Annotated in this window: 18 protein-coding genes, 4 pseudogenes and 1 riboswitch; of the genes and pseudogenes, 15 read left to right on the top strand and 7 right to left on the bottom strand. The window is 61.0% G+C overall.

The features are described from left to right. Positions 1-11 precede the first annotated feature (11 nt). From NMG46_RS15985 to NMG46_RS15975, 3 genes are read left to right on the top strand one after another with little or no spacing between them, the layout of a single operon-like run. Complete coding sequence (locus tag NMG46_RS15985; protein ID WP_254818591.1) at positions 12-1,130, top strand: redoxin family protein; 1,119 nt, start codon at positions 12-14, stop codon at positions 1,128-1,130. A 28-nt stretch (positions 1,131-1,158) separates the two neighbouring features. After that, positions 1,159-2,193 carry an alpha/beta fold hydrolase gene (locus NMG46_RS15980; RefSeq protein ID WP_254818590.1) on the top strand — a complete coding sequence of 345 codons (1,035 nt, stop codon included), beginning with the start codon at positions 1,159-1,161 and terminating at the stop codon, positions 2,191-2,193. Between the two features lie 56 nt (positions 2,194-2,249). After that, positions 2,250-2,669, top strand: a complete 420-nt coding sequence (locus NMG46_RS15975) for an Ohr family peroxiredoxin (RefSeq protein ID WP_254818589.1) — start codon at positions 2,250-2,252, stop codon at positions 2,667-2,669. 275 nt (positions 2,670-2,944) lie between these two features. Here the strand turns inward: NMG46_RS15975 and NMG46_RS29920 are convergent. The 3 genes and pseudogenes from NMG46_RS29920 to NMG46_RS15960 form a co-directional block, all read right to left on the bottom strand. After that, positions 2,945-3,239 (bottom strand): annotated as a pseudogene (locus NMG46_RS29920) (class I SAM-dependent methyltransferase); the annotation flags it as partial. A gap of 197 nt (positions 3,240-3,436) precedes the next feature. Continuing rightward, positions 3,437-3,892: a CopG family transcriptional regulator gene (locus tag NMG46_RS15965; protein ID WP_254818587.1), complete on the bottom strand. Its 456-nt coding sequence runs from the start codon at positions 3,890-3,892 to the stop codon at positions 3,437-3,439. After that, on the bottom strand, positions 3,876-5,870 hold the full coding sequence (locus NMG46_RS15960) for a conjugal transfer protein TraG (protein ID WP_254818586.1): 1,995 nt from the start codon (positions 5,868-5,870) through the stop codon (positions 3,876-3,878). The genes NMG46_RS15965 and NMG46_RS15960 overlap by 17 nt, the downstream gene beginning before the upstream one ends. Positions 5,871-6,441: 571 nt before the next feature. Here NMG46_RS15960 and NMG46_RS15955 point away from each other — a divergent pair. Together NMG46_RS15955 and NMG46_RS15950 are read left to right on the top strand one after the other, a co-directional pair. Beyond that, a pseudogene (locus NMG46_RS15955) lies at positions 6,442-6,790 on the top strand (VapC toxin family PIN domain ribonuclease); the annotation flags it as partial. 357 nt (positions 6,791-7,147) lie between these two features. Beyond that, entirely contained in the window at positions 7,148-7,711 is a 564-nt protein-coding gene (locus NMG46_RS15950) for a GGDEF domain-containing protein (protein ID WP_254818585.1), read from the top strand. Positions 7,712-8,141: 430 nt separating this feature from the next. On the opposite strand, the pseudogene ligD reads toward NMG46_RS15950, so the two are convergent. Then, positions 8,142-9,934, bottom strand: a pseudogene (ligD, locus tag NMG46_RS15945) (DNA ligase D). Positions 9,935-10,383: 449 nt separating this feature from the next. On the opposite strand from ligD, the gene NMG46_RS15940 reads away from it, so the two are divergent. Then, entirely contained in the window at positions 10,384-10,638 is a 255-nt protein-coding gene (locus NMG46_RS15940) for a hypothetical protein (RefSeq protein ID WP_254818584.1), read from the top strand. A gap of 80 nt (positions 10,639-10,718) precedes the next feature. On the opposite strand, the gene NMG46_RS15935 is transcribed toward NMG46_RS15940, so the two are convergent. Next, positions 10,719-11,186, bottom strand: coding sequence for a hypothetical protein (locus NMG46_RS15935; RefSeq protein ID WP_254818583.1), 468 nt, complete (start codon positions 11,184-11,186; stop codon positions 10,719-10,721). A 133-nt stretch (positions 11,187-11,319) separates the two neighbouring features. Further along, positions 11,320-11,448, bottom strand: coding sequence for a hypothetical protein (locus tag NMG46_RS29700; protein WP_302895693.1), 129 nt, complete (start codon positions 11,446-11,448; stop codon positions 11,320-11,322). A 482-nt stretch (positions 11,449-11,930) separates the two neighbouring features. Between NMG46_RS29700 and NMG46_RS15930 the strand changes: the two are divergent. The 9 genes and pseudogenes from NMG46_RS15930 to NMG46_RS15890 form a co-directional block, all read left to right on the top strand. Then, a pseudogene (locus NMG46_RS15930) lies at positions 11,931-12,263 on the top strand (cyclic nucleotide-binding domain-containing protein); the annotation flags it as partial. Between the two features lie 161 nt (positions 12,264-12,424). Continuing rightward, on the top strand, positions 12,425-13,969 hold the full coding sequence (locus NMG46_RS15925; protein ID WP_254818582.1) for a Fic family protein: 1,545 nt from the start codon (positions 12,425-12,427) through the stop codon (positions 13,967-13,969). A gap of 167 nt (positions 13,970-14,136) precedes the next feature. Next, positions 14,137-14,253, top strand: a riboswitch (TPP riboswitch). Positions 14,254-14,356: 103 nt separating this feature from the next. Then, complete coding sequence (gene thiC / locus NMG46_RS15920) at positions 14,357-16,192, top strand: phosphomethylpyrimidine synthase ThiC (RefSeq protein ID WP_254818581.1); 1,836 nt, start codon at positions 14,357-14,359, stop codon at positions 16,190-16,192. Next, complete coding sequence (thiO, locus tag NMG46_RS15915) at positions 16,189-17,190, top strand: glycine oxidase ThiO (protein WP_254818580.1); 1,002 nt, start codon at positions 16,189-16,191, stop codon at positions 17,188-17,190. Before thiC ends, thiO begins: the two co-directional genes overlap by 4 nt. Next, positions 17,159-17,356: a sulfur carrier protein ThiS gene (gene thiS / locus NMG46_RS15910; RefSeq protein ID WP_254818579.1), complete on the top strand. Its 198-nt coding sequence runs from the start codon at positions 17,159-17,161 to the stop codon at positions 17,354-17,356. The genes thiO and thiS overlap by 32 nt, the downstream gene beginning before the upstream one ends. A gap of 3 nt (positions 17,357-17,359) precedes the next feature. After that, positions 17,360-18,133: a thiazole synthase gene (locus NMG46_RS15905; RefSeq protein ID WP_254818578.1), complete on the top strand. Its 774-nt coding sequence runs from the start codon at positions 17,360-17,362 to the stop codon at positions 18,131-18,133. Next, a complete protein-coding gene (locus NMG46_RS15900) occupies positions 18,130-18,735 on the top strand; it encodes a thiamine phosphate synthase (protein WP_254818577.1) in 606 nt (201 codons plus the stop codon). Before NMG46_RS15905 ends, NMG46_RS15900 begins: the two co-directional genes overlap by 4 nt. Continuing rightward, positions 18,726-19,487: a bifunctional hydroxymethylpyrimidine kinase/phosphomethylpyrimidine kinase gene (gene thiD / locus NMG46_RS15895; protein ID WP_254818576.1), complete on the top strand. Its 762-nt coding sequence runs from the start codon at positions 18,726-18,728 to the stop codon at positions 19,485-19,487. The genes NMG46_RS15900 and thiD overlap by 10 nt, the downstream gene beginning before the upstream one ends. Before the next feature lie 506 nt (positions 19,488-19,993). Then, the gene (locus tag NMG46_RS15890; RefSeq protein ID WP_254818575.1) at positions 19,994-21,016 is read left to right on the top strand and encodes a LacI family DNA-binding transcriptional regulator; all 1,023 of its coding nucleotides are present in this window, start codon (positions 19,994-19,996) and stop codon (positions 21,014-21,016) included. Here NMG46_RS15890 and NMG46_RS15885 read toward each other — a convergent pair. Then, positions 21,004-21,798, bottom strand: coding sequence for an alpha/beta hydrolase (locus NMG46_RS15885; RefSeq protein WP_254818574.1), 795 nt, complete (start codon positions 21,796-21,798; stop codon positions 21,004-21,006). The genes NMG46_RS15890 and NMG46_RS15885 overlap by 13 nt on opposite strands. Positions 21,799-21,851: the final 53 nt, after the last annotated feature.

Below are 21,851 nucleotides of genomic sequence, written 5' to 3'. Positions count from 1 at the left end.
AGGCGTCGTCGATGAAAGCAACCAAGCTGCTCGTCGCCGTGGCGCTCGCACTGGCAATCGGGGCTCCGATTGCCAGTTTTCTGGGAGACACGAATGTGGCTCAGCCGATAGCCTCCGCACCGATGAGGGTTCCGTTCCTGCACGGACTTTCCTCCCTCCAGTTTGAGGGTCAATCCGAGCTTGCTTCGCTTGGCGTGGCGAACGAGTGGATAAATTCGCCGCCGCTGACCGCGTCGGCTTTGCATGGCAAGGTCGTCCTCATCGATTTCTGGACCTATACCTGCATCAACTGGCTGCGCACGCTTCCCTACGTTCAGACCTGGGACGAGAAATACCGGAAGCATGGTTTGGTGGTGATCGGAATCCACGCGCCGGAGTTCGCGTTCGAAAAAGACCTGAACAACGTGCACCGGGCGGTGAAAGACCTGGGGATCGATTACCCGATCGCCGTCGACAATGACTATCTCATATGGCGGGCTTTCAGCAACCAGTACTGGCCGGCACTCTATTTCGTCGATTCGCGAGGACGCGTCCGGTATCACCACTTTGGCGAGGGCTCATACCAACAGTCGGAAATGGTCATCCAGGAATTGCTGACTGAGGCTGGCGCCGGCGGATTCGACCGTGAGCCTGTGTCGGTGGATGCCCGCGGCATCGAAGCCGCGGCCGATTGGGAGACCCTCAAGTCTCTGGAAAATTATCTCGGCTACGAACGCACCCAGAATTTTGCCTCCGGCGATGAAGCGGTCTTGGACGCGCCGCACATCTACGACGTGCCGGCGCGACTACGCCTGAATGAGTGGGGGCTGTCTGGCAGTTGGACGGTAAGGAAAGAATCCGCCGTACTGAACAAGGCCGATGGCCGCATCGCGTACCGTTTTCACGCGCGCGACCTTCATCTGGTCATGGGCCCGGCAGCGCCGGGAACGTCTGTGAGATTTCGCGTGCTGATCGACGGACAGCCGCCAGGCAAGGCTCGCGGCGTCGACGTCAATGAAAAGGGCGAAGGCGCAGTGACAGAGCAGCGCCTGTACCAACTGATCCGACAATCGAAACCCATCATGGATCGGCAGTTCGAGATCGAGTTTCTCGACTCAGGCGTGGAGGTCTTTGCATTCACGTTCGGCTGATCGCCCGCGCAAGGATAGAGGTTCCCAAATGCATTCGCTCAATACCCCGGATGAGATCGACCAAGATCGCCGTCGGTTCTTTGGCGCCGCCGCGATGGCTGTCGCCGCCACTCAGTTCGGCCTGATCGGCCCGGCACAAGCGCAACAGACGACTGGCGAGCCTGTGGCGTCCTTTGGGCCCTTGAAGCGGATCGAGGCCGGCGTGCTGAGCGTCGGCTATGCGGAACTTGGACCGACCGACGGCCCGCCCGTCATCCTGCTACATGGCTGGCCGTATGACATCCACACCTATGCCGATGTCGCTCCCCTGCTTGCCGCAAAGGGGTACCGCGTGATTGTGCCCTACCTGCGCGGATACGGCACGACCCGATTCTTGTCGGATGACACGATGCGCAACGGTCAGCAGTCTGCGATTGCCGTGGACGTTGTCGCCCTGATGGACGCGCTGGGCATCGAAAAGGCGACGATTGGCGGCTGCGACTGGGGCGCCCGCACCGCGAACATCATTGCCGCACTATGGCCTGAACGCTGCAAGGCGATGGTCTCAGTGAGCGGCTACCTCATCGGCAACCAGCAAGCCGGCAAGCTGCCGCTGCCACCCAAGGCCGAGCTGCAATGGTGGTATCAATATTACTTCGCCACCGATCGCGGCCGCGCCGGCTACGAGAAATACACACGGGATTTCGCCAGGCTGATCTGGCAACTTGCGTCGCCGCAGTGGAATTTCGACGATGCCACATTCGAGCGCAGCGCCGCAGCCTTCGACAATCCCGATCACGTGGCCATTGTGATCCACAATTATCGCTGGCGGCTCGGACTCGCCGCCGGCGAGCAGCAATACGACGCGTTCGAGGAGCGACTCGCGCAGGCACCGGTCATCGGCGTGCCGACGATCACCCTCGAAGGTGACGCCAATGGCGCGCCGCATCCGGACGCCAGCGTGTACGCCACGATGTTCCCGGCCAGATACGCGCATCGGGTCGTCACCGGGGGCATCGGGCACAACCTGCCCCAGGAAGCGCCGCAGGCCTTTGCCGATGCAGTTGTCGAAGTCGACGCCTGATGGAGTTCGCGACAACCGCCCAAGCGGCGGTTACCGCTACCAGCAAAAGAATGCCAATGAGCCACATCGCAAGGGTTGTCTATACGGCCAGGACCGCAACCACAGGCAGCCGCGAAAATGGCGCCTCGCGCAGTTCCGACGGCCTTCTGGACATCTGGCTATCGACGCCTGGATCGGCGCGCATCGGCACCAATCCGGAGCAGTTGCTCGCGGCCGGCTGGTCGGCCAGCTTCGCAAGCGCAATCGCATCTGCGGCCCACGAACGAAAAATCGCGCTGCCTGCAGGGATGAGCATCGAGGCCGAGGTGAATCTGAACTACGGAGAAAACGGCCACTTTCTTAGCGTCCAACTGGATATTGCCGTGCCGAGTCTGGACCGCGATGTGGTACAAATTCTGGTAGATGAAGCGCACGAGATTTGTCCTTACTCCAAAGCGACACGGGGCAATATCGATGTCATAATGAGGATCGTCTGATTTGACCTACATCGCTCTTCGGCGTTGAAGCTTTTGGCACCTCGCTCCCAGTCTGTTCTGGGTCAGATCATGATCATGCCCACATCGACGTGAATGTCCGCTTTCGATATCCGCGGGCTCGAAGCTGCCTGTCCGTTGTCGGTCCAGGATTGGTCGGTGAACTTTGTCCGCGGCGTGACCGCTTCGAACACATTTCCGTAACCAATGCTTGCCAATCGGCGATCTTGATCAAGTCCCACTCAGGAAATGAAACCGAAGCGACGCATTAGGTCATCCGGGTCGGCCAGGTCTTCGGTCAGCGGATCCAACTGGTCGGCCTCGAAGCTCGCCAAGCAGTTCGACGAAACCCTTCGAAATGTCGGTGCGCCGGACGCCGTCCCGTGCTTCTCAAGCTCAAGTGCATCTCGCCCACCACCGCTTCCGATCTCCAGCACCCTGCCCGAGCCACCCGGCGCGGTCACGAACGCATCGATCTCTGTCGCGGCCCATTCGGGGCATCGCGGCGGCCTCGGCAGCGTACTCCGCCGCAACCGTATCATAGGACCGCACGGTATCGCGATCGGTGCTCATCCTGGCGCTCCTCCTTCAAGACAAGAGATCCGATGAGCGAGAGGCCCATCAGCCCATTGCGCCCTTCACACTTCGGCAGTTGGTGACATCGCGGATTTGCCTCCCCGGGTGCGCGCTATCCAGACTCTCGGCAAGCATCCCCGGACCGCAATCGGGCACTCGGGTTGGGCTGCTGAAGCGCCTGTCTTGCCGGCGGCTCATCGAGTCGCTGTCGCCACGGGCGGGACATCGTCAGCTATTTCCTGCCTGAGCCTTGGTCCTTTGCTGAGCCGGCGACCGAGCGCATCGACGAAATTGTCGTAGCGCTGCAAGCCCTTGGCGCGCGCCTCCGCTTGCGCCGATTCCGGCAAGGCCGGAGTCGAGTTGAGCCAAAACCGGACGAACAATGCTAGCGTCTCAATAGCAATTCCGACGTCACGCTCGACCCGCTGCACGCGCCGATCGATCTGGTCGAGGCGGCGAGTGATCGCCGCTTGCTTTCGTTCTTCGGCGTCCGGCGACAGGAACGAGGCGAGCGCAGCCTCGGCGACCAGTGACAGCGAGACCTCGCGCCGCCCAGCGTAATCTGCCAGTGCCCTCATTAGGTCAGGGTCGAGATAGGCAGACAGACGTCTTTTCTTGGCGTTCTTCATGCGCTCAAAGCTCAATGCCATCATTGGGATCAAGGGCGGCCTGACGAGCTGCGCGTCTCATGGCCTGATCGACACTGCGGCGACGAACGGCGTCATCGGGCTCGTCCCTGTCGAGGTCGAACTCATCATCGCAGCGTGGCGTTCGTTCCGGCGCGATGTCTTCGTGTTCGGGAAGCTCGGGCTGGCGGCGAATGCCGCCATTGGCCGGATCCTCGTCCTGCTGGTCCCTGGCAAGCCTCAGCTTGCGACATTTGCCTTCCGGTTCAGCAAGAAGTGTCGTGTCGGTCCAGTCGTCAGAGCGAGCCTTTCGCATTGTCCCTCCGGTCCTTGGTGGCGGCAAGACACGCTCGGCAAGACGCGGGTCGGCAAAGTAGCGTGCCTTTTTCGCACGGATTGGGAACTGGCCCGAGATCATGATGATCGCCTCGGTCGGCGGCAGTTGCATGATTTCGCCCGGCGTCATCAGTGCACGCGCCGTTTCCTGCCGCGATACCATCAGATGCCCGAGCCAGGGCGACAATCTGTGCCCCGCATAGTTTTTCATGGCGCGCAACTCGGTCGCGGTCCCCAGCGAGTCTGAGACGCGCTTGGCTGTCCTCTCGTCATTCGTGGCGAAGCTCACCCGCACATGACAATTGTCGAGGATGGAATTGTTCGGTCCGTAGGCCTTCTCGATCTGGTTGAGCGATTGGGCGATCAGGAACGACTTGATGCCATAGCCGGCCATGAAGGCCAGCGCGCTTTCGAAGAAATCGAGCCTGCCGAGCGCGGGGAACTCGTCCAGCATCATCAAAAGACGCTGTCGGTGATCCTTCGCGTGGAGATCCTCCGTCAGTCGGCGGCCGATCTGGTTAAGCACCAGTCGGATCAGCGGCTTTGTGCGACTGATGTCCGATGGCGGCACGACCAGATAAAGCGTCGTCGGCCGTGTCTCCTCGACGAGGTCTGCGATCCGCCAGTCACAGTGTGACGTCACCTTGGCCACAACTGGATCGCGGTAGAGACCCAGAAAACTCATGGCCGTCGAGAGCACACCGGAACGCTCGTTCTCGGACTTGTTGAGCAGTTCCCGTGCAGCCGACGCCACCACCGGATGCGAGCCTGCATCACCCAAATGCCGCGTCAACATCATAGCGCGCAGCGTCGCCTCGATTGGCCGCTCTGGGTCGGAAAGGAAGTTGGCCACGCCGGCGAGGGTCTTGTCTTTCTCCGCATAGAGCACGTGCAGTATGGCGCCGACCAGCAGCGCATGGCTGGTCTTCTCCCAGTGGTTGCGACGTTCCAATGTGCCTTCTGGGTCGACCAGGACATCCGCTACGTTCTGCACATCTCGAACTTCCCACTCGCCGCGTCGCACCTCCAGCAGAGGATTGTACGCTGCGGATCCAGCATTGGTCGGATCAAACAGAAGCACCTGGCCGAAGCGGGCCCGCCATCCGGCCGTCAGTTCCCAGTTTTCGCCTTTGATGTCGTGGACGATCGCCGAACCCGGCCAGGTCAGTAGTGACGGCACGACCAGGCCGACGCCTTTGCCGCTGCGGGTCGGTGCGAAACATAGCACGTGTTCCGGACCGTTATGACGCAGATAGTGTCGGTCCAACATACCCAGCACCACTCCATCCTGACCGATCATCCCAGCGGCCTCGACTTCGTGTCGCGTCCCCCAGCGCGCCGAGCCGTAGGTCGTGGTGTCCTTTGCCTCGCGCGCCCGCCACAGCGACATCCCGATCGCTGCAGCGATCGCCATGAGGCCTCCGCTCGCCGCAATCGCCGCGCCCCCGAGGAAGACCTTCGGCGCGTAGGCGTCGTAGAAAAACCACCACCAGAAAAAGGCTGGCGGCGGGTAAACGGGCTGTCCAGCCAGTTCGAACCACGGTGGACCGAGTTGGCTTTGAAAGCCGAACCGCCCTGCCGTCCACTGTGTCGCCCCCCATGTTGTCGCGATGACGATCAGAAAGACGGTGAGGACCTGGCCCCATAAAACCTTGCTCGCAGGCATCGGTCGTTTCCCCAAATGGATGATCGGAAACAACCCAAAAGCTCGAATTCCTGAATCCGCAAGACAAAAGGAGCGGTCGAATCAGCAGGGCGTACCCGGACGTGGAAAGACTTGCTCGCTGCGGCTTCGAATGTTGAACGAGCATCGGGGGCTGCTTGCTTCCGGAGCCGTTGAACCGCTAGTCGCCCAATGATAGTTAGTTGTCTCGGCTTCAAACGGCATCTGACGCCTCGACGGTTCTTGGAGAACATGGATTTTCCACACGACCAATGAACAAGAGTCCTCACGGCGCGCAATCGATGACTACAGGAGACGCCTGACCGAGCGAGGCATTGCGCGCCTCGAGGTGGTCGGCCGGGATCTCGATCTGGGCTGATCCGCTCCGTCAACCGCCTGGCTGAAGGCGGCGCTGACGCCGACAGGTTGCGCACGGCCATCAACCAAAATAGCGACTTCTGGAGAGCCCCTCAGAAAGGCGGTACCTCAGGGCTTGCATCCCCTGTTGTTCGTTCCGAAGTCGACCTAGCGCGGCCTCGTCAAGAACGGCGTAAGGTCGACCTGTGACGCGCTACCGGAATCGCTCCTGGTATGGATGTCGAGCCAGCGCGACGAGGATTGTTCATCGCCTCGCTCACCGTTGCTGAAAACCGCCGCGGGAAGCCGCGGGGCAACAAGCGCGACGCACTCAAGAAATGGCTCTCTGGGTCCGAAGGGCCGCAAGGCGCTGTTTGCGCGCCGTATCCTCGACGACAGGGCCGGGCTGATCTGGGTACGGCTGACGGCAGAGGGGAAAGCAGCCGGCCAGTCGCGCAGCGGACTCGACATGATCATCGCTGCCGTCGCCGGTGCGAATGAGTGTGTGGTGGTAACGGATAAAGACAAGGACTTTGCCGGGACTTCAGATTGTCAATCCAATACGCGGGGCGCTCTGGTGCAATGCCGATCAAGGACTCGTCAGCTCGGCCGCGCCGGGAATTGATCCGGCGTTTTCTGTCGACGCACAGCCGCGGCCATGGCTTGCCGGAGAGCTTCAAAGCGCCGGCGACCGGCTCACTGCCCTTCCTCGTCTCGACGAAAGTGTTCGTTCGAATGATGCTTTTCCGTGGTCCAGCGCGCAAGTTTTGTCAGCCAGCACAGGGCCTCCTCTTACGCTCGCTGGTCGTCGAGGCCCAGCGGCTTCTAGCTGACAGTCCCCCCGCAGCCAAGCCGCTGGTCCCTCGGCGCTGGGAATGGGCATTGGAGACGGAATTGCGCTTACCGCTACGGTCCGAGGGCGCGTGACAGATGACCGCGTCAGCCTCTCCACCCCGAGCTACGATTCCCCGCATTCGATCAGGCACAGCAAATTCAAGGCCAAGCGAGGCCTTACCGGTCTCGGAAACCGGCGCTATTTCGATGAGTATCTCGCGGCGGAATGGAAGCGCGCAATCCGCACGCAGAGTCAGTTGTCGCTTTTGATGATCGATGCAGATCACTTCAAGCGCTATAATGACACCCATGGCCACATGGCGGGCGATGAGGTGCTGAAACAGGTCGCCGGTGTGATCCAGAGCACTTGCAATCGCTCTACGGATCTCGCTGCGCGATATGGGGGCGAGGAGTTCGTTGTTGTGATGGTCGACGCTTCGTTGGCGCAATCGGGCACCGTCGCGGAGCGGCTCGTCCAGAGCGTGCGGGAGTTGAGCATTCCGCACGGGTCCGAGCGGGTGACCATAAGCGTTGGTGTTGCAACGACGGTACCCAATGAGACCCATACGCCACATGATCTCATCAATGCAGCCGACCTGGCGCTTTTCCGGGCCAAGTCGGAAGGACGAGACCGCGTCGTGTATCAAGAATAGTTTAAAGCCTCCTAATAGGATCAATGGCGCTGACGAGCAGCTTCTGGACGTGGCCGCCTTCTCTTCGCGACCTTTTATGCTGTCTCACCGGCTGAGCCACCTCGTATGTCTCACAGGGCAACCCGAATGAGAATGGCCAAGGGGAACTTTTGGCATCGTCCTGCGGGAGTGGTTGGACAGAACGCTTCCCTGACACGTGCGCTCGATAGACGAAGAGCGAAACGGACGAGATCGCAAAGACTCGTCTTCCGCGATCACGGAGTTACCTGAATTTCCAAACCCGCTATTGTTCCAGGCGGCGGACCCCAACCCGCTGGGCCGGCGTCTCTTGGCATCTACCCCAACGGCCCCCAATGACGCCGGCCGCTTGCCGCAGCCGCAGTGACGCCGGCGGTTAAGGCCTTCGCATGGGACTAACACTTCGCGATTGCTATCGGTTTTTCCGCATGGCCCAGGCGGCCTTCGCCGGCCGAAACGGACTCTCCAATGTAAACGCGTCCGGCAAAATTCCCTTTTCGACCTGTGTCCATGTGACTGGAGCGGCTATCGGAAAGCTTGAACGGCTCGCGGCGAGTAAGCGCCGACGGCTGTGTTGCCGCGGCCGTTGCGGAGGTAATCCAGAAAGATGCGCCCACGACGAGCCGACGGCGCAGCCGACAAAAGATAGCGATCGGGATGCTTGCTGACCAGTTGCTGTGCCAGCTTTCGGGCATACTGCCGGGCGGCGTCGTGGGTGATCACGGCCTGCAGAGGCGCCATCACATGCAGGCCCTTGCCGCCGGTCACCTTCGGCCAGCTATCGAGTCCTTCCGAACGCAGCATGTCCCGGACCTTCAGGGCCGTTTCGACGATCATCTCCCATTCAACGCCTTCGCCAGGATCAAGATCAATGACGACCCGGTCGGCATGCTCGATATCATCGACGGTGGCGTTCCAGGGATGCAGTTCGACGGCGCCCATTTCGACCAATCCCAACAGACCGTCGAGGTCGTCGACCCACAGCCTCACACCTTCGCCGCCTTCGCGTTTCTGGACTCGGAGTTGGTGCACGGTAGCCGGAATATCGGGCAACTTGCCTTTGTGATATAAGGTGATCCCGTGAGAGTGGCGGACCAGCTTGAGCGGCCGCCGGCCGAGATGGACGAGCGCCTTCTTCGCCACCTTCTTCCAATATCGGATCAGCTCCTCTTTCGATGGCACCATGGCGTCGGGCAGCAGTTGTAGAATATTCTCGCGCGGGACGATGGAACTTTCATTGGACGGCGGCTTCTTGCGGACCAATGACGCGCCGGCCGGCGGGCTCAGATCGTCGCGCAGGCCCTTGAACACCGCTTCGCGCAGCAGCCCGTCATCAGTGGTGCCGCTATACTGGATTTCGGCCTCAACGGCCGGCTGCACCCACGTCGCCTTGGGCTTGTCTATCGGCTCGGCGAGCGGAGATTTGTCGACGATTAGCGGGTCCAAGCGCTCGCGCACTTCGCGTGCATCGGTAAGGCTATAGCCGCTCTGCGCCTTGCCGGCGTAGTGGACGCGATTGCCATCTCTGCGGCCGAGATAAAGCGAGGCGATCCTGCGCGGCCTGGCACCCAGCTTCTCGACGAAGGCGACGATCGGAAAATTGTCGCTCTTGATGCATTTGAGCTTGAGCCAACTGTCTTGCCGACCGGAGCGATAAGGCGAATCTGCACGCTTCGAAACAATCCCCTCAAGGCCCATTTCGCAAGCGTGCTCAAACACAGTCGGGCCGTCGCCTTCCAAATGATCAAAGTAGATCAGGGCCGGCGGTGCGCCTTTCAGGAGACGTTGCAGGGTCCTTTTGCGCTCAAGCAACGGAACGTCCCGCAGGTCATTGCCGTCGAGGTGGAGGAGATCGAATGCGTGGAAGATAAGGTTCGTCGATTCAGCCTTGCCAAGTTCGCGACGTAGCGCCTGGAAATCAGGACGTCCTGTGGTGCCAAACACTGTCGCTTCGCCATCAACGATGGCCCGCTCCGTGGTCTTTAACTGGGCCGCAGCCCGGACGATCGGTCCATATCGGTCGGTCCAGTCGTAGCCGTTTCGCGTGAAGGCCTGCACCCTACCCTCTTGGATGATCAGCTGCGTACGGTATCCATCGTATTTGATTTCGTGGGTCCACCCGCGGCCCTTGGGCGGCTTGTCGACCAACGTTGGCATTTGGAACTCAATGAACGATAGCCGGCCAAGGCCAAGCTCGGTTAGCATCCACGCGCACTCCAAACGCTGCGATTTGAATCAATATCGCTGGTTCGAATCGGTTCCGAAACAAATTGCGGATTCAGGCTGGCGTCGGCATTTTCTCTAAGTTGGCAATCCTTTGACGACCGCAACAACCGCCCCGGGCCGCCACGATCAGCGAGTTCACTTCGGAGGCCGGCGAACCACCTGGCAGCGACCGCCCGTCACGGCGAACTAGTGACGCCACTAAGCCACTAAACTGCTCTCTCAGGAGCTCAGATCCGCAAGCGTCTCAGATGAGCTAAATCGCACAATTCTCCTGGCTCTTAGTAACCGATGGGAGGCAGAATGGGGCGAACGCAGGCCCAAGATAGCGGCGGACCAGCAAACAACTCAGAAGCCGCGGGCTGTAAAAAGCGCAACGAAAGCTGCTTGCCCGCGTTGCCATTGATCCGAAGCTCCACCAGGAGGACCACATGGGCGATGACAAGAGCACACGCGACCGAGCCCGCCTGGGATCCAGCCAAGACTTCGACGTGGAGCATTTCGCGCAGCAGAATGGCATTGCCGTGGACCAGGTTCCCGACCTGATCCGGGCCAATGACAACGATCGTACGGGGGTTGCGGAAGCCATCAAGGCCCTCCGGCGGTCGGCCGGCCGGAGCCGGTTGGACGGCAGGGGAGATCCGCCAGGAAAGAGCACGGATGCATCTCGGCGAAGCGAAAACTGACTGCCGAACCAGGTGATTATCACTTATGAGCGGATGAGACCGGCCGTCAATCTCAGTCGTCGGCGCTCGTTGATCTGACTTTAACAGCCTTCCGCCCGTAGGGATCGCACCATTCGCACCACGATGGGATCGTACGGGATTTTTTCGGATTTGCTGTAGTTCATCGTAAAGAGCGCCGCACGGTCATTGCAGATCGCAATGACGCGTACATAGCGGATTTGCCCGCCCCTGAGGCCGGAATAACTGGCCCAAGTCGGCTTAACGCGCCGATAGGTCACTTTCCAGCCCGCCTTTTCGTCCTCGACAATTCGATGCTCTATCTCGGCGCGGAAACTGGCCTTTCCGAGCCTTGCGCCCCAAACAGCAAGAAAGGCCCCGTTTTTGCCCTGAAAAGCTGCCCCCTGGTCGGAACGCTGAGTCAGAACAAAGCCAGGGGGCACATCGAATGCAAAGCCAAACTGCTTGACGCCGAAGGGCTGCCACTCTTGCGCATAAAGAAGCATGGTGGAAAATAACAACGAGACGAAGCAAAGCAGCAAACGGCTCATGGAGTTTAATTAGGATCGAATAATATACCGGTCCATACCCTGCCGGGTCCCGGTCGCATATTTTTTGCCAAGGCGACTTAGCATCGGCAACCTGTGCAGTCGTAGACACGGGCGGCGCCGCACGACAGGTAGCTTAACGCCCATCTGCTCCAAACTCATACTGGGCCATCACCTTGGCCATTTGCGATGAGCTGCCGTTAATGAGCTGCGGCTGGCCCAGCCCGGCGCCGCCGCATGCACCGACGGCAAGATTTTCTGCCATGGCCGGTGACCCATGCTTATGTGTCCTCGCGTCCAAGCCTTTGCCGATTCCGACTGGAACCAATGCGACCTGGGCCGATTAACAACCGAAGGGACGTCTCGGATCCGGAATGATGGTTGATCTGTTGAACATTGAGCTGGCTGTGGCCAGGCAGCGCGTTAAACGAGCGGAGCTGTCTCTCCAGCGTGCGGCGAGTGGGCGAGGCCAGAGCACGTCTGGTCAAGATAGATCCACCCGGCGCGGGTGGCAGTCGAATAGGCTAAATTATTCTGCCGCAGGCGGGGCGCCGTCTCTCTCCCGGATCGTGCATGGTACCCCGAAAACCGTTCTGCATTGCTCCCAACAGCCTGACGATCCTGTGCAGCACTGGGCCAGACCGCTAGCGCGTCTGCGCTAGGTAATTTCCCGTAGGGACATAACCGAATTTCGCGGCCTGCGAATTCCCGCGATTGCCGTGTCACGGACCAACCGGGAAAACAGCCATGCACGCCCAATCGACCTCCAGAATTTCGCTGCCGTCACACTCTTTGCAGTCGAGCCTGCCTGCAGCATTCGATCCGACACCGCTCCAGCCGGTCAGCTTCTTTCCCTCCGGTTCGGAAATCTATGCCCAAGGTGAAAAAGCCGGAGCCTTCTATCAGGTCGAGTTTGGCGGCGTCCGTATCTGCCGCCTGCTTGCGGACGGTCGCAGGCAGATAAGCGCCTTCCATCTGGCTGGAGTGACATTCGGCTTCGAAGCCGACACCACCCATCATTTCTTCGCCGAAGCCATCAATGCCACGGGTGTGCGCGTCATCCGCTTTGCCACTGGTGCAAATATCAGCCGATGGCGGAATTGTTACTTTGTCGACTTCAGCAATGTATTAGAATCGTTTTTCGGAAAAAGTTGCCTTGCGACATCAATTTTCATGGAATAGGATCATTTTTCATAGTTTTGGCGGAACTGACCAAAATTCGATAGAAGGCTTCGCTTTTCATGCCTGCGGCGCAACAGCACCAATTTTCAGGTCCTGTTACTGTTTTTCAGGAAATCCGCCTTCCTGAAAGGGCCACCCCGGCCGGGTACAGCGCCCTGATAGGAGCCTACAGGCTCCCCGTGCCCTTGCCCCGCACGTTGTTCGCTACTGGCGAGCATCATCGCATTACCGAACGGGATGGCTGGCGGATCATGACTCCCCGCCATGCCCCAAATCCTACCCTCGAAGGTCACCTGACCTTCGCGCTCAAGTACGAGGGACTGGACCTTGCCGTCCTCAAGCAGCTGTTCCTAGTGACCGGTCCCGCGCCGATCGAGGCGCTGGTCCGTGAAAGTCGGACCGGCAGTTATGCCCGCCGCATCTGGTTTTTATATGAATGGCTGAGGGGCGCGCGCATCGATCTGCCGGACGCGGATGCCGGACGATACGTTCCGGTTGTCGATCCTGAGCTGCAGTGGCCCGGACGCGAGAAGACCGCTTCGCGCTACCGTGTAAGGGACAATCTCCCCGGCACGCGTGAGTTCTGTCCTCTGGTGTTCCGCACCAAGATTCTCGAAAAATTCATCGGCCTTGAACTATCGAGGCGCGCGGAGGCAATCGTAGCGGACGTGCCGCGCGACGTCCTTGCTCGGACCGCCGCCTTTCTTTTGCTCAAAGACTCGCGATCAAGTTACGCGATCGAGGGCGAGCGGCCGCCGCAAGATCGCATCCAACGCTGGGGCCGCGCGATCGGCGAAGCCGGCCGCCGGCCCATAGATCGCGATGAGCTGCTGCGTCTGCAAAGAATTGTACTCGGCGACGCCCGTTTCGTCAGACTGGGCTTCCGAAAAGAAGGAGGATTCGTCGGTGAGCATGACCGAGACAACCGCATGCCCCTGCCCGATCATATCAGCGCTCGGCCCGAGGACCTGCCGCAGCTAATTGATGGAATGGTGGCCTTCGATCAAGGCTCGGCGCAAAACCTTGATGCAGTTATAGCCGCCGCAATTCTCGCCTTCGGCTTTGTCTATATCCACCCGTTCGAGGACGGAAACGGCCGCATTCACCGCTACCTAATCCACCACGTCCTTGCCATGCACGGTTTCAATCCACCGGGAGTGGTCTTTCCCGTCTCAGCGGCGATCCAGGACAAGATCAACGAGTACAGGGGCGTGCTCGAGAGCTATTCGCAACGCCTTCTGCCGTTGGTTGAATGGGAACCGACGCCCGAATTCAACGTCCGGGTTCTGAATGACACCGGTGATTTCTACCGTTTCTTCGATGCAACCCCACACGCCGAATTCCTCTATGCCTGCGTTCAGCGGACGATCGAACGGGACCTTCCGGAGGAAACCGCTTTTTTGCAGCGCTATGACCAATTTCGGCGGCAGGTGGACGCCTCTATCGACATGCCCGAGCGGCTGACGGACCTGCTCTTCCGTTTCCTTCACCAGAATGGTGGCCGTCTGTCCAATCGCGCACGCGAAAAGGAATTCGCCGCGCTGACCAATGAGGAGGCAGGGAGAATCGAGGCCATCTACGCGCAAACCTTTGGTGGCAAGTGAAGGCGTAACCTTCACAAGGATCTTCAGGCCAACGGTTGCGATCCTTATCCCGGCCTTCGTCACCAACTCTTGGGTTGTCGAGTTTTTTCCGCATGGTCTGACCGACCGCCGATCACGGCCTGGGCTCAAATGCGCTTGACAAATCAACGCCGGCCCGTTCAACCTGAGGTATTCACCAGGGGGGTCCCGGCAAGGGGCTGAGATACTGCTGGCTTTCGCGGCGCAGTGACCCGTTGAACCTGATCCAGTTCATACTGGCGTAGGGACGGTGCAAGCGCTTTGCGGGAGTTTACGCCCCAGGTCCTGTTTCGGCAGGTCAACCAAAGCGTCTTTTCATCCTTCCGGCACAGAACTGGGTCTCCAATGCATGAGCAAAGGAGCCTCAAGATGAATGCCCTCACCCCAGCCGTCTCAACGGGACCGCTGCCTGCCTCACGGAAAATCCACAAGCGCGGCACCATCAACCCACAGATCAGGGTGCCGATGCGCGAAATCTCCGTCCATCCGACGGCCGGCGAGCCGCCCGTCACCGTCTACGATCCGTCCGGCCCTTATACCGACCCGGCTGTCGAAACCAGCATCGAAAAAGGCCTAGCCCGACTTCGCCACGAATGGATTTTGGCGCGCGGTGATGTCGAGGCCTGTGACGGGCGCCATGTCCGGCCGGAGGACAACGGGTTCGCTACGGGCGAACGCCTGACGCCAGAATTTCCCATTCGCAACCGGCCACTCAGGGCCAGGGCCGGCAAGGCGGTGACACAGCTTGCCTATGCGCGCGCCGGCATCATCACGCCCGAAATGGAGTTCGTCGCCATCCGCGAGAACCTTGGTCGTGAGATCCTGCATGGCAAGCTTGAGCGTGACGGCGAGGCTTTCGGCGCGACGCTGCCCGATTTCGTGACGCCGGAATTCGTCCGAGAGGAGGTGGCGCGCGGACGCGCAATCATTCCCGCCAACATCAACCATCCCGAGAGCGAGCCGATGATCATCGGTCGCAATTTCCTGGTCAAGATCAACGCCAATATCGGTAACTCCGCCGTCACCTCGTCCATGGCCGAAGAGGTCGAAAAGATGGTGTGGGCGATCCGCTGGGGCGCCGATACGGTGATGGACCTGTCGACCGGCCGCAACATCCACAACATCCGCGACTGGATCGTGCGCAACTCGCCGGTGCCGATCGGCACGGTGCCGCTCTACCAGGCGCTCGAGAAGGTTGGCGGCATTGCCGAGGATCTGACCTGGGAGGTCTACCGCGACACGCTGATCGAGCAGGCCGAACAGGGCGTCGACTATTTCACCATCCATGCGGGCGTGCGGCTGCACTACATCCCGCTGACTGTTGACCGGGTCACTGGCATCGTCTCGCGCGGTGGCTCGATCATGGCCAAATGGTGCCTGCACCATCACCGGGAAAGCTTCCTCTACGAACATTTCGCCGAGATCTGCGACATTTGCCGCGGCTATGACGTGTCCTTTTCGCTGGGCGACGGCCTTCGTCCCGGCTCGATCGCCGACGCCAATGACGCAGCACAATTCGCCGAACTGGAAACGCTCGGCGAGTTGACAAAGATCGCCTGGGCCAAGGATTGCCAGGTCATGATCGAGGGGCCGGGCCATGTTCCCATGCACAAGATCAAGGAGAACATGGACAAGCAGCTCGCCGTCTGCGGCGAGGCGCCGTTCTATACGCTTGGGCCGCTGACGACCGACATCGCGCCGGGCTACGACCACATCACCTCCGGCATCGGCGCGGCGATGATCGGTTGGTTCGGCACCGCCATGCTCTGCTACGTCACGCCCAAGGAACATCTCGGCCTTCCGGATCGCAACGACGTCAAGACGGGCGTCATCACCTACAAGATAGCCGCACACGCCGCTGATCTGGCGAAGGGTCATCCGGCGGCGAAACTCAGGGACGATTCCCTTTCCCGCGCGCGCTTCGAGTTCCGCTGGGAGGACCAGTTCAACCTGTCGCTCGATCCCGAAACCGCGCGGTCCTTCCACGATCAGACCTTGCCCAAGGAGGCGCACAAGCTGGCGCATTTCTGCTCGATGTGCGGGCCGAAATTCTGCTCCATGCGTATCTCCCACGACATCCGCGCCGAGGCGCAGAAGGAGGGCATGGCGGCGATGGCGGCGAAATACCGCGAGGGCGGCAATCTCTACATACCGGCGGACGAGACCGGCGCACCGGCCATGCCACAGGCGCGTGCGCCATCATGAGGGTGCTGGTCAAAGGGGCCGGTGTTGCCGGCCTCACCGCCGCCTTCGAGCTCGCCGCACGCGGCGCGGTGACCACCGTTGCCGAGACAAGGCCTGCCATCGAGGGCAATGCGTCGTGGTTCGCCGGTGGTATGCTCGCGCCATGGTGCGAGCGTGAAAGCGCCGAGCAGCCGGTGCTGGATCTCGGACGCGACGCCGCCGACTGGTGGGATGCGGTGCTACCGGGTCAGGTGATACGTGCCGGAACGTTGGTCGTGGCCGCGCTGCGTGATACTGGCGAGCTCGACCGGTTCGCCAGCCGCACGTCGGGATATCGGCGGGTCGCCGAAGATGAAATTTCGCTCCTGGAACCCGACCTCGCCGGCCGCTTCTGGCGCGGATTGCTCTTCCCCGATGAGGCTCATCTCGACCCGCGCCAGGCGATGGTAGCACTTCATGACAAGCTCGCGGCCATGGGCGTCGAATTTCGCTTCGGCGCCGACGCCCAGCCTGTTTCCGATTTCGATCGTCAGATCGACTGCACTGGAATCGCAGCAGCCGATGACAGGCTGCGCGGCGTTCGCGGCGAAATGCTGATCCTGCGCACGCGTGATATCTCGCTGTCGCGCCCGGTCAGGCTGCTGCATCCGCGCTTTCCGCTTTATGCGGTGCCGCGTGCCGACACGCAGTTCATGATCGGCGCGACTATGGTTGAAAGCCAGTCCGCCGGACCGGTGACGGCGCGTTCGATGATGGAACTGCTCGGTGCCGCCTATGCCCTCCACCCGGCTTTTGGTGAGGCCGGGATCGTTGAAACAGGTGTCGGCATCCGTCCAGCCTTTCCCGACAATCTGCCGCGCGTGGAGGCACTTGGAACTGCCGTCGCGATCAATGGACTCTATCGCCATGGTTTTGTTCTCGCGCCTGCCATGGCGCGCCAGGCTGCCGACCTCGTTTTCAATCAAGACGCAACCAAGGAACTTGCTCATGAAACTGATGGTCAACGGCGAAGCGCATGAGGTTGCCGCCGCCACGCTGGCCGAACTGCTTGCCGCGCTCGACTATGAGGGCGATTGGCTGGCGACGGCGGTCAACAGCGACCTCGTGCACAAAGCCAAGCGGGCGGAATTCCAGTTGAGCGACGGCGACCGGATCGAAATCCTCTCGCCCATGCAAGGCGGTTAGACCATGTTAGAGCTTTATGGAACCGAGCTTCCGTCGCGCCTGCTTCTCGGTACCGCTCAATATCCTTCGCCGGCCATCCTTGCCGAGGCCGTCAAGGCGTCGGGAACCTCGGTGGTGACCGTCTCGCTGCGCCGCGAGATGGCAGGCGGCAGGGCTGGCGAAAAATTCTGGTCACTGATCCGCTCGCTCGGCGTCAGAATCCTGCCCAACACTGCTGGCTGTCACTCCGTCAAGGAAGCGGTCACGACCGCGAAAATGGCGCGCGAGGTCTTCGGCACCAGCTGGATCAAGCTCGAAGTGATCGGCAATCACGACACGCTGCAGCCGGACGTGTTCGGCCTGGTCAAAGCCGCGCGCATCCTGTGCGAGGACGGTTTTGATGTATTCCCTTATACCACCGATGACCTTGTCGTCGCCGAGCGGCTGCTGGAGGCGGGCTGCAAGGTCTTGATGCCATGGTGCGCGCCGATCGGTTCGGCGCTGGGGCCGGTCAACATCACAGCGCTGCGCTCGATGCGCGGACATTTCCCTGGCGTCCTACTGATTGTGGATGCGGGGCTGGGACGACCTTCGCACGCGGCCACCGTCATGGAACTCGGCTTTGACGCCGTCCTCCTGAACACAGCGGTCGCCAGGGCGGCCGATCCGGTCGGCATGGCGCGTGCGTTCGGCAAGGCGGTCGACGCCGGCCGTGAGGCTTTCAGTTCGGGAATGCTCGAACCGCGCGACGTCGCCGTGCCATCGACACCGACGATCGGCAGAGCAGTTTTTTCATGAAGCTCGATCCCTTCTACCTGATCGTCCACAGCGCTGCCTGGATCGAACGGCTAGTGCCACTCGGCGTCAGGCTGGTGCAGCTGCGCATCAAGGATAGGGACGAGGTCACGCTGCGCTCGGAAATCCGCCGCGCGAACGACGTCTGCGCGGTCCATGGTTGCCAACTGATTGTCAACGACTATTGGCGACTCGCCATTGAGGAAGGCTGCGACTTCGTACATCTCGGCCAAGAGGATTTGGCTGCGGCTGACCTGCTGGCGATTAAGTACGCCGGATTGAAGCTCGGGCTTTCGACCCACGATCATACCGAACTGGAAACGGCGCTAGCGGCCGAGCCGGACTATGTGGCCCTGGGGCCTATTTATCCCACTAGCCTCAAGAAGATGAAATGGGCGCCGCAAGGGCTCGAGCGGATCAGCAAATGGAAGCATCGGGTAGCGCCGATCCCATTGGTCGCCATCGGCGGCCTCAACCCCGACCGGCTCGACAGTGTCTTTGAGGCTGGTGCGGACAGCGCGGCCGTGGTGACCGACATCACGCTCAACGCCGATCCCGAAACGCGCACGCGAGAATGGATCGAAAGGACAGAGAAATGGCGCTGAGGCGAGAACCGCATGTGCTCGTCGTTAGTGGTTCGGACTCCAGCGGGGGCGCCGGAATAGGACGCGATATCGAGACGATCTCCTCCCTTGGTGTGCGCACCTGCCTGGCTGTCACCGCGCTGACGGTGCAAACGCACGAAACCGTCATGGCAGTCCATCCTTCTCAGCCCGATTTCGTGGCCGATCAGATGCGCGCTGCGCTGCAGGCCAACAATGTGACGGCCATCAAGATCGGCATGCTCGCAACCGCTGAGATCGTGGCTGGGGTTGCCGCCGTGCTGCGCGAAAATCCGCAGGTGCCGGCAGTGCTCGACCCGGTTCTGGTCTCCACTTCAGGTCGAGCGCTACTCGAAACGGACGCCATCGCCGCCATGAAACGTGATCTGATGCCGTTTTGCCGTCTGGTCACACCCAATCTTTTCGAGCTGGCGCTCCTTGTTGGCGCTGAACCGGCGGCGAACGAGAGCGATGCGGTGAGACAGGGGCGGAAATTGCTGGCCGCCGGCGCGCAGGCCCTGCTGATCAAGGGCGGCCACGCGGCGGGACTCCGATCGACCGATATTCTGTTGCACTTTGATCAAGAACCAATCCGCTTTGACACACCGCGACTTGCCGTATCGATGCGCGGGACGGGCTGCATGCTGGCCAGCGCGATTGCGGCGCATGTGGCGAACGCGAGCCCACTCGAAAACAGCGTGCGCAAAGGCAAGCTGTTTGTGTTCGAGCAGCTTCAGAAGAAGGCAGCCGAATGACCGCGGCATCTCCCGGCCCAGTCAAGCTTAAGTCCGCGTCGCTCGCCGCGAGATTCTCGACGATACGGCTCCCGCTCACATCTTCGATCATGCGCACGCGCGGTTCGCTGTCGAGAGTGACGCCAGACTCCTCCGGGGCGAGTAAGTTCGTTCACTGGCGCAGATCAGATCGTGCCAAGATAGAAAACAATCGTCGCACATGACTGTCGCACCTCGATACGGCTTGATCTGAGCGACGGTCGAGGGCGCTCAAAGCCCGAGGCCTCGTTTCCGGCCTAAACTCCAATCCACCGCGCCGCTCGCGCGTGCAACGTCCCCGATGTAAATACGGCTCGGTATTTTTCACGTCTATTTATAAATTTACGCATGCAATAATTTTTGTCCACGCGTTGATAATTTACAAAGCGTCCTGTAAAATTTCAACTTGCAGTCGCGCGCCGGCTCACCGTAGGGAATCATCGGGGACAACGCATGGACCAGGCCGAAATCCATGCTGCGAGGTTTAAATGGCGATGACGCACAAGACGATGGAGGATTTCGCCCGTTCGTGCGGCGTGTCCCGGCCCACGCTCTCCAAGTATTTCGACGATCCGACCAGCGTCAAGCCGGCGACGCGCAAGCGCATCGAGGAAGCGCTGCGCTCGTCCGATTACCAGCCTAATCTGTTTGCGCGGAACCTCAACCGCAAGCGCACGCGCAGCATTGGCATTGTCGTGCCGACTGTGACCGATCCGTTCTATTCGGAGATGGTCAGCCGCATCGAGCTTCGGCTGCGCGACGAAGGCTACTGGCCGATCGTGATCTCCTCGCACGGCTCGACCGAACTCGAAGTCGAGGCGACGCGGACCATCCTGTCGCTCAAGGTCTCGGGCGCGCTCGTCGCGCCGCTCGGGCGGCGCTCCGACCATCGGACGCTCGAAAAGCTGACGCAGGCGATCCCGATCGTCTATTTCGACACTTACCTCGAGGGCAACACGCCCTTCGTCGGCAACAACAACACGCAGAGCGTCGCGACCATCGTCGACTATCTCTGCCGCTCGGGCGACGCGCCGGTTTATTTCGACATCCCGCACGTCAACCACAATTCGCCCGAACGGCTGAGCAGCTATGTCGCCTCGATGAAGCGGCTCGGGCATGAGCCCATCGTGATCGGCAACACCAAGGACTACACTTGGGATTTCGAGCGCATCGGCTACGAGCAGACCGAAAGAATGCTTAGCAATGGCGACCTGCCGGGCAAGACCATCCTGTGCAACAATGACCGTCTGGCCTTCGGCCTGATGGCGGCAGCCTTCGCCCGGGGACTCAAGGTCGGCCGCAAGCCCGACTGCGACCTGCGCGTCGCCGCGCATGACGACCATCCGCTTAGCCGCTACGCATGCCCCGGCCTCACCACCATGGCACAGGACTTCGCGTCGATGGCCGGCCGCAGCGTCGAGACGCTGCTTGCCCTGCTCAATGAAGCCGAGACGGCGGTCGCGCCCAAGGTCAAACTCGACGCGAGGCTAGTGATGCGTCAGTCGGCTTGATCTTTCGTGAAAGCGCGATCGAAGCCTTGCCATGCGGCAACCGCCGCCTCGACCGCCTGCCGTGATGCCGGCCCGTGACGGCCCATCGAGACGAAGCCGTGGATCTGGCCCGGCCAGCGCCTGAGCACGACCGGCACACCGGCGTCCTGTAGGCGCCCGGCATAGGCTTCGCCTTCGTCGGCGAGGATGTCATGACCGGCGATGGCGATGAAGGCGGGCGCCACTCCCACAAGGCTTTCGGCTTTGAGCGGCGAGACGCGCCAATCGCCGACATCGGCGGCGTCGCGGACATAGTGGTCGCGGAACCAGGCCATGGTCGTGGCGGTCAGGCCAAAACCTTCGGCAAAGCGACGATAGCTGTCCGCCGTCTGCGCGGCATCGGTGTTGGGGTAGAGCAGCAGTTGCGCCGTCAGCGGATGTTTGTCCCCACGCGCAATGAGGCTGAGCACAGTGGCCAGATTGCCGCCGGCGCTGTCGCCTGCGACGGCGATGCGTTTCGGGTTGATGCCGACATCGGCGGCATGATCCTGCATGAGGGACAGCACGGCGCGGCAGTCTTCCACCGCGGCCGGAAACTTGTGCTCCGGCGCCAGGCGGTAATCGGGCGACACGACGACGCAAGCCGCGACATTGGCGAACCAGCGGCAGATCTCGTCATGCGATTCGAGATTGCCGATTACCCAGCCCCCGCCATGCAGATAGAGCAGCGCCGGAGCATCCGCATCAGGCGCGCCCTGCCCGCGATAGCGGCGTGTTAGCCCGGCGGCCGAGATCGAGAACATGTCGCGCCTGCCGGTCGAGCGCGGACGGGAACGGTGTTGCCATCAGTGGCGTT

This window comes from Mesorhizobium sp. LMG 17147 (genome assembly GCF_024297145.1).
Taxonomy (GTDB): domain Bacteria; phylum Pseudomonadota; class Alphaproteobacteria; order Rhizobiales; family Rhizobiaceae; genus Mesorhizobium.
This window is presented reverse-complemented; position numbering and strand designations above follow the sequence as displayed.